7 protein-coding genes are annotated in these 6,335 nt (G+C 52.1%); 1 reads left to right on the forward strand and 6 read right to left on the reverse strand.

The window, feature by feature from the left end:
- Nucleotides 1-144: 144 nt before the first annotated feature.
- Nucleotides 145-579, forward strand: coding sequence for a hypothetical protein (locus NTZ04_04045; GenBank protein ID MCX5991488.1), 435 nt, complete (start codon nt 145-147; stop codon nt 577-579).
- A 58-nt stretch (nt 580-637) separates the two neighbouring features.
- On the opposite strand, the gene NTZ04_04050 is transcribed toward NTZ04_04045, so the two are convergent.
- The 6 genes from NTZ04_04050 to NTZ04_04075 form a co-directional block, all read right to left on the reverse strand.
- Nucleotides 638-1,369, reverse strand: a complete 732-nt coding sequence (locus NTZ04_04050) for a 4Fe-4S binding protein (GenBank protein ID MCX5991489.1) — start codon at nt 1,367-1,369, stop codon at nt 638-640.
- A gap of 40 nt (nt 1,370-1,409) precedes the next feature.
- Entirely contained in the window at nt 1,410-1,640 is a 231-nt protein-coding gene (locus NTZ04_04055) for a phosphohydrolase (GenBank protein ID MCX5991490.1), read from the reverse strand.
- A gap of 173 nt (nt 1,641-1,813) precedes the next feature.
- Nucleotides 1,814-2,494, reverse strand: a complete 681-nt coding sequence (locus NTZ04_04060; GenBank protein ID MCX5991491.1) for a Crp/Fnr family transcriptional regulator — start codon at nt 2,492-2,494, stop codon at nt 1,814-1,816.
- A 13-nt stretch (nt 2,495-2,507) separates the two neighbouring features.
- Nucleotides 2,508-3,392 carry a DegV family protein gene (locus NTZ04_04065; GenBank protein ID MCX5991492.1) on the reverse strand — a complete coding sequence of 295 codons (885 nt, stop codon included), beginning with the start codon at nt 3,390-3,392 and terminating at the stop codon, nt 2,508-2,510.
- 480 nt (nt 3,393-3,872) lie between these two features.
- A complete protein-coding gene (locus NTZ04_04070; GenBank protein ID MCX5991493.1) occupies nt 3,873-5,096 on the reverse strand; it encodes an HD domain-containing protein in 1,224 nt (407 codons plus the stop codon).
- 431 nt (nt 5,097-5,527) lie between these two features.
- Complete coding sequence (locus NTZ04_04075) at nt 5,528-6,148, reverse strand: zinc ribbon domain-containing protein (GenBank protein MCX5991494.1); 621 nt, start codon at nt 6,146-6,148, stop codon at nt 5,528-5,530.
- Nucleotides 6,149-6,335 lie beyond the last annotated feature (187 nt).

A 6,335-nucleotide genomic window follows, 5' to 3' on the forward strand; every position in this document is an offset into this window, starting at 1 on the left:
CTCTCTCTTTGGCACTCATCGTGATCAGTCCTCCTTCCAATGAGGCACCTCCTTATCAGGATTGCCTCTGTTTTACTCCCTTTTGCGAAAGAGGACATTTCTATCGAGTTATTAAGAGGACATTATCATAGAGTTACAACAAAATTGAAGGCTGCTCTTGAAAGACTGGTGCTCCGTGTCCCCAAGATGGTCGAGAAACATGTTAACGCTGACAAGTACTGGGCCCATCGTGGCGAGTTGCCTGCTGATTCCCTCAGCCACTTTGGGCGCTATCGGATTTATGGTCGAAGCGTCCCTGATGAGATGGATAACGCTGTGCGCGAAGCCCTCGGATACGTAGGAGTTTTGCTGTCTGAGTATGGGCTTGCCGATGTCGGAGACCATAAGGAATGGGCAATGGATTATCCGGGTACTCACCCTAAATACAGACGTGAGTATAAGTGGTCAGAGGAGATGAATGCCGCGTTGAACCGGTACTCGGAACTCTATAATAGACTATTGAAACTTGGCCAGGAACTTAAAGGGGTGAAGAACAATAAAGCTGAAGCCGAGGCAAAGCATCTGTGGGACAAAGCTTAACCAGCGTCTATTTCTGTGCAAGGCCAAGGCTGTCACAGGCGGATCTCTGCCCTGGGCTTTAAGACTTTAGATCACCCCTGACTCCAATTGTTACCTCATTTAGTGGAATACCCTTGCCACTCAGGCGTATTGCTTGCCTTGCCATATGCGTCAGCCCGGAACAGCAGGGTACCTCCATGTGTACCGCCGTAAGGCTCTCAACCTGTGAATGATGCAGAATGTCGGTCAGCTTCTTCAGGTGTGATTGGAAGTCATCCAGCTTGGGGCAAGCCACAAGCAGAGCGTGGTCTTTGAGCAAGTCCTGATGAAAGCCAGCGTAGGCGAAAGGGACACAGTCGGCTACAAGAAGGAGATCGGCTCCCTGAAGGAAAGGTGCAGTTGACGGTACTAGAGCGAGCTGGACCGGCCAGTGGCCGAGCATTGAGTCTTGATGTACGGTGTCTTTTCGGCTGCCGATGCCAACTGCCGTCCCCTGCCTCCTGAACTGAGTGACAGTAGCTGATGGGCAACCGCAGGGAAGCGCTGCTGTACCATGCTCTTCTGATTCCATGCGGCGCTTTGTTGCATCCCCGTCAAATTCTTGGGCTGCTCTCTCCTCAATGGTGATCGCCCCCTGGGGGCATTCACCGAGGCAGGCACCAAGACCATCGCAGTATTCCTCACTGATAAGCCTTGCTTTGCCATCGACAATCTGGAGAGCCCCTTCAACGCAGGCTGGGACACAGATGCCACAGCCGTCACATTTCTCCTCATCTATCCTGACGATCTTTCTCATCATTTTGGTTGTCATATCGCGTCTTCCCCCTGGCTAATAAACTGAAAACCTGCAATCAGGTATTGCTCTTGATTTGTCTCCACTTCTCCTCTCCCAGACACTCGCGTGCTGCGGCACACCATTCGATACAGGTTGGCACACTATCCCGATAGACTATTTGGCCACACTGGGAGCACTTTACTTTGATCTCACTGGAGAACATCTCGATTTCGGCACTACAGTTGGGGCATTTCAGGAGCTCCAGCCGCACCTGCATGTTATCTTGCCCAGGACATCTGCTGAACATTGGAATCACCTCCTACCCTCTGTCAATGCTTGATCCTGGCTTTCCTGAATCATGTTAGAGCTAAACCAGGCCCTCTACCATGATCTGGATCATAGAGTGGGGTCATACGCATGGCAAAGCAACCCTTATTAGTGTCTAACTGCAGATATGATGGAGAGTTGGGGGGTGTCTTCCTATACTGCTGGTGGTCCTTCACTCAGCAGCTTGAGCTTGGATTCATCCAGGATAACTATCTTCCCACGAACAGAGCGAATTATACCTCCGTCTTTGAGGCGGCTCATGAACCGGATGGCTGTCTCGGTGGTAGTTCCGGCCATATCGGCAATCTCTTGTCGGGTAAAGGGAAGAGTGGGCCCAAGCTTGGAAGAGAGCATCAGCAGCATCCTGGCAAGGCGTTGTTCAACCCTCTCTCCTGCAAGGTCTCTGAGTCTACTTTGGGCATCCCTGAGTCGTCCTGCCAGAACATTAATAATTCTCAGCGCTGTTTCTGGGCGATGAGCGAGAAAGGAGCGGAAATCTTCTCTCCCAACCTCCAGCACTTTGGTTTCAGCTACGGCCTGTGCTGAACCTGGATATGGCCTATTCTCGAAAACGGCGACCTCGCCAAACATCTCGCCGGGTCCGAAGAAGGCAATGACAAACTCCTTGCCCAGTGATGAATGCTTGAGAATCTTGACCCTGCCCTCAGCTACTATATAGAACCAGTTTGGGGCATCTCCTTCCCAAAAGACAAACCCACCTGCCTTAAGGCCACGCTCAATAGTCAGTTCGGCCAACTCAGCAAGTTCGTCTTCATTCAAACTGGAGAAAATGGTTGAACTTTTCAGAAGTTGAACCTTGCTGTTGCCCGGCATCCTGTCAGCCCCTTTAGTCAGTAGCTCCTGGCATCATACCATCACAGTAGAAGGCAATGCCGAGGAGGCCAGGCCCGGTGTGCAGTCCCATAACTGGGGTGAAATCTGTAACATACACTTCGACGCAATCGACCTCTGAAGCTATGCGCTGTTTCAATTCCTCGGCTTCACTGAGAACATTGGTATGCATGACAATGGCATGCACGGCTTTTCCCTGTGATTTTTCTCTTAGAAGCTCTATTAGTCGTTCGATGGCCTTCGGTCTGAGTCTGGCCCGATCCACAGGTGTAGCTCCTTTCCCTGACGGGAGGAGTTCAAAAATGGGCTTTATTTTGAGTAGCGAGTTTGCCCAGGCAACAGCGTGAGGAACCCGCCCCCCTTTCGCCAGGTAGTTGAGAGTATCCATGAAAGCTACCAGGCGGACTTTGGGCATCAATGTTCGAGCTGCTTCAGCAGATTTGTGTAGACTTTTCTCTGCTACTGCTACCCTGGCTGCGGTCAGGACTACAAGTCCTTGTGCTCCCGCCGCGGTGCCGCAGTCTAGTACTTCAACGACTACATTTGGCGTCTTCTGGTTGCTCATTTCAGCAGCAGCCTTAGCTGAATCAAAAGCGTGAGTGAATCTGGCAGATGGAGTGATTACCAGGATGGTTTCACTTTTCTCTGCTACCTTCTCGAAAACTGCAAGGTAGGTTTCCGGTGATGGTGCTGAGGTTGTTGGCAGTTTCTTTGATTGGGCGAGCAGTTCGTAAAACTTGGCTGGAGTTATATCTATCCCATCTCGATAGAGCTTTCCATCATGGATAAACTCCATCGGTACAACTTCAATCTCATAGCGATCCACCAATTCCTTGGGTAGGCAAGCTGCGCTATCGGTGACAATAGCTACTTCATTCACAGCTTGGCCATTTCGAGATAAGAACCATCCTCATATCGCTTTGACCTTTATTCGAAACGGAGTCTTTCTCAATGTATCGATCAGGCTTGGGTGCTACCTGTGACACTACGGCTCACTATTTTAATTGAACCAGATGCAAATAGCCAGCATGCTTCCCTCAGCATGCTGAGGGAAGCCGAAGGGTCTCCCCTCAGTAGGGACAGACCTTCAGGTCTGTCCGTTGCCCCTGGTTTCAGACCGCGGACAGAGCTAAAGCCATGTCCCTACAGGCTGGTGTCACAAGCCATCATAACAATCGAGATTCTTCGCTGCGCTCAGAATGACACCTAAGAGCGGTGGCTGTCGGGTCCCCGACCCGACGCAGTGGGCAATACAGAATGGCATCTATGCAATATGTTACCCTGATATTCATGCTGTTTGTCACCCTGAGCGAAGGCGAAGGGTCTCTTCCCACAAAGCGAATGACGCCTATTCTTGCAACTAAGCACCAGCCTTCGGAGGGAGGCCAGTCTCTGCTTTATCAAACTCGAACTTGCCCTCGCCAAATAGCCTGATGCAAGCATCAACGGCATTCGCATCATACAGCGTTCCCTTGCCGGCTGCAATCTCGTTCATAGCTGCTTCCACGCCCAGAGCCGGCCGATAGGTCCGGTCGGAGACCATCGCCTCAACTACGTCAGCCACGGCGACTACCCGAGCCTCCATCAGGATATCATCACCTTTCAGCCCCAGAGGGTATCCGGAACCGTTGATCCTCTCGTGATGCTGATGAACAATATCGGCAATCGGGCAGAACAAATCAATAGTCTTTAGTATCTGAAAGTCTGCCTCAGCATGGTTCTTGACTATCGAGAATTCGGCTTCACTCAACTTGCCCGGCTTGTCGAGTGTATCAGCAGGTATGAACACCTTGCCCAAATCATGAAGGAGCGCGGCTAGGCCGATGACATCAACCTGGCTGCTTTTCAGGCCCATCTCCCGGCCTATGGCGCAGGCGAGGCTACTCACCCGCTTCTGATGACGAGCCGTATGCGCGTCCTTTTTCTGGACGATCAGGGCTATCGCCCCGATGGTATCCTCCAACAGCTTCTCCAGACTTCCGAAGCTCTTCTTGAGAATCCCCTCCTCTTCGGCACGCAAAGACGCCTCGTTCTGGAGTAATTCATTCAGGTGAGCCAGTTCATCTCTTGATCTTGCCATGGCGTTCTCCGCCTCTCTGAGTACGGTGACATCTCTAACCACAACAAGGACTTCTCTAATCTCGCAGACCGCCGCCCGAACCTCGTAGTAGGTCGTCTGACCATTGTGAGCAAGCTGGAGTTCAAGAACCTGCACCTCTCCAGTCTGCAGAAACCCTCCCATGAGTTTATCACCCTGACGTGCAAGTTCTTCACATAGACTCCTCATCAGATCCTCTGGCTCATTCTTCTTGCCAGCATGGTCGTGAGGCTTCGCAACTGCATCAGCAGCGATGTAGGTTCGAGTGCCTTTACCCATGACCGAAACACCACCACCCTGTTCCAGTTCAATGCGAAAGACGAAGTCGGGGGTCACCCGGAGCAGGGCTTGTTGTTCTGCCTCGCTCAAAGGCAGCACGCTGGAGGAGCGGTCCGCTGCTGACCCCAGCCATCTGCTAATATGGGCACGCAGTGTGTGCGGTGTCGCTGAAACGTTGAACCGGCGGGACTGCTTGGTTGTTGACATATCACGATTACCGGTAGGGCAGACAGTTACTATAAAGAGATAACATCACAGCAACATTATAGATGGATCACCTAACCGGACAGTCTCAACACCCCTGTATATTGTCACAAAATTGCTACCAACAGGTTTGGCATCTGTTTCTTCGGGAGACCGCGGAACCCCCTATCCGTGATGATACCCCACGTGCGAACATAAATAGGCCATCTCTGGGGTTTCCAAGGGGAATTGGCCCAACCGCGGGGCTGACCGCCAGGTCAGCTTATACGCCAGATGCAGTTTCTCGTTCTCCCCAGTGGCTGGCCTGCGTCGAATCTCAGGGGAAAGTGTGATTGTGCTCGCAACACCACGAAGCTCCACGAGGCACTGCCGAGATAGGTATTCTCTATACCGTCCCCGAGAGGAAGCACGCCTAAGTGGGCACTACAAGGAATCTAAAGAACGCTCGCCAGAAGCCAGATTAGAGATATCACCACAGACGCTATGATAGCTGCTGCCACCAGCACCCAGCGCAAGTCTATGCCCAGCCAGGATTCCATGGGAATTCCGACTTGCCCTTGGTAAACTCGAAGCTGATGACCGGCAGCCCTTGCAGGCTCCGCAGCCTCTTTCACTGCCGTCTCGCTCCTAGCAGGCTCTTCAATCAATTCCTCCCCGGAGGGCTCTTCTGGTGACCAAAAAACGAATTCTTCCCAAAAGGACTCATATTGTGGGACCTCTTCCGATGCCTCCCTGAAAGGCTCCTCTGATAGCTGGAAATCAAATTCCTCTCCGAAGGGCTGATCCGATGGCCATGGCCATAAGACCATTCCATCCCTGAGGGGCTCCCCAAAAAGCCGCAGACCCAATTCCTCCCTGAAGGGCCTCTGCTCCTCCCTGAAGGGCTGCTCAAAAGGCCGCAGGTATGTGCCTATCCTGCAGGCATAGCCAGATACCAGTTTCCACGCCTCTGAACCACAGCTCGGACAATTTGCAGATTCGTCGGCCTCACTCATTGGCCGCATCAACTCAAGCTCCTCGAGACACGATGTGCAACGATACTCATATACTGGCATTCTCTCACCCCCCCGGATTGCCTAGCAGTATGTCTCGAATACGATACTACAAAACATTGATTATGTCAAAAAGTCTACCACCCCAATGTTGTGTCCACTATTGACATCCGACCTCACTGCGCCCCTATTCCCCCCTGAAGGAGAACCAGGATGATGCCCCCCGTGTCATTCCCTCTCCCTTTGATGG

Source organism: Chloroflexota bacterium, from assembly GCA_026389585.1.
In the GTDB taxonomy this organism is placed as follows: Bacteria; Chloroflexota; Dehalococcoidia; order UBA2247; family RBG-13-53-26; genus JAPLHP01.